At 61.7% G+C, this 1,389-nt stretch carries 2 protein-coding genes; both read right to left on the reverse strand.

The annotated features are described in order from the left end of the window. The coding region (pheA, locus tag D6877_RS11515; RefSeq protein WP_130910855.1) for a chorismate mutase at window positions 1-278 on the reverse strand (278 nt) is incomplete at its 3' end. Further along, window positions 278-1,363 carry a 3-phosphoserine/phosphohydroxythreonine transaminase gene (gene serC / locus D6877_RS11520; protein WP_038860448.1) on the reverse strand — a complete coding sequence of 362 codons (1,086 nt, stop codon included), beginning with the start codon at window positions 1,361-1,363 and terminating at the stop codon, window positions 278-280. The genes serC and pheA, both read right to left, overlap by 1 nt. Between the last annotated feature and the right edge of the window lie 26 nt (window positions 1,364-1,389).

Genomic DNA, 1,389 nt, shown 5'->3' on the forward strand with positions numbered 1-1,389 from the left:
GGCTGCTCCAGCGCCAGGCACGACGACATGATTTCGCGGAACAGCCGCGCCATTTCTTCGTTGCCCAGCGGCCCCTGGTTGCGCTCCATCACACGCTTGAGCACCTGAGCTTCGCGCTCGGGACGATAGAACACCGGCACTTCGCCTTCGGCCAGCGAGGCCATCTTCACGCGGGCGACTTCCTGGGCGCAACGCGCACGCTCACTGATCAGCTCGAGGACTTTGGTGTCCAGAGCGTCGATGCGAACGCGCAGTGCCTTGAGTTCTTGCTCGGACATCAGCCGTGTTCCTTCTCGAATTCCGCCATGTAGGCCACCAGCGCGTTGACCGCGGTGATGTCGACGGCGTTGTAGATGGAGGCGCGCATGCCGCCCACCGAGCGGTGGCCCTTGAGGTTGAGCAGGCCGCGCTCGTCGGCACCGGCGAGGAACGGCTTGTCCAGACGATCGTCAGCCAGACGGAACGGCACGTTCATCCACGAGCGATCCGACTTGTTGATCGGGTTGCTGTAGAGACCGCTGGCGTCGATGAAGTCGTACAGCGTGCGCTGCTTGACGTCGTTGAGCTTGGCAATCGCTTCGACGCCGCCCTGCTCTTTCAGCCACTGGAACACCAGACCGGACAAGTACCAGGCCAACGTCGGCGGGGTGTTGTACATCGAACCGTTATCAGCCGCGACCTTGTAGTTGAGCATGGTCGGGCACAGCGAGCGGGCCTTGCCGAGCAGGTCTTCGCGGATGATGTTGACGACGATGCCGCTCGGGCCGATGTTCTTCTGCGCGCCGGCGTAGATCATGCCGAATCGCGAAATATCGACCGGGCGCGAGAGGATGTCGGAAGACATGTCGGCGACCAGCGGCACGTCACCGGTTTGCGGGATCCACTGGAATTCCAGACCGCCGATGGTTTCGTTCGGCGCGTAGTGAACGTAAGCGGCGTCTTTCGACAGGTTCCACTCGTTCTGACCGGGGATGGCGAAATAGTCGTAAGGCTTGGCAGTGGCAGCAACGTTGACGTGGCCGTAGCGCGAGGCTTCTTCGATGGCTTTCTGCGACCAGATACCGGTGTCGATGTAGTCGGCCGAGCCGCCTTCCGGCAACAGGTTCAGCGGGATCTGCGCGAACTGTTGGCTGGCGCCACCCTGGAGGAACAGCACTTTGTAGTTCGACGGGATATTCAGCAGGTCACGCAGATCCTGCTCGGCCTGGGTGGCGATGGACACGAACTCATCGCTGCGATGGCTCATTTCCATGACCGACAGACCCTTGCCGTGCCAATCAAGGAGTTCACCCTGGGCGCGCTGCAGGACAGCTTCAGGCAGCGCCGCCGGACCGGCGCAGAAGTTATAGGCTCGCTTGCTCACATCCAATCTCGCTCTGATTTGGTGGT

This window comes from Pseudomonas sp. Sample_9, assembly GCF_004307535.1.
GTDB lineage: Bacteria > Pseudomonadota > Gammaproteobacteria > Pseudomonadales > Pseudomonadaceae > Aquipseudomonas > Aquipseudomonas mercuritolerans.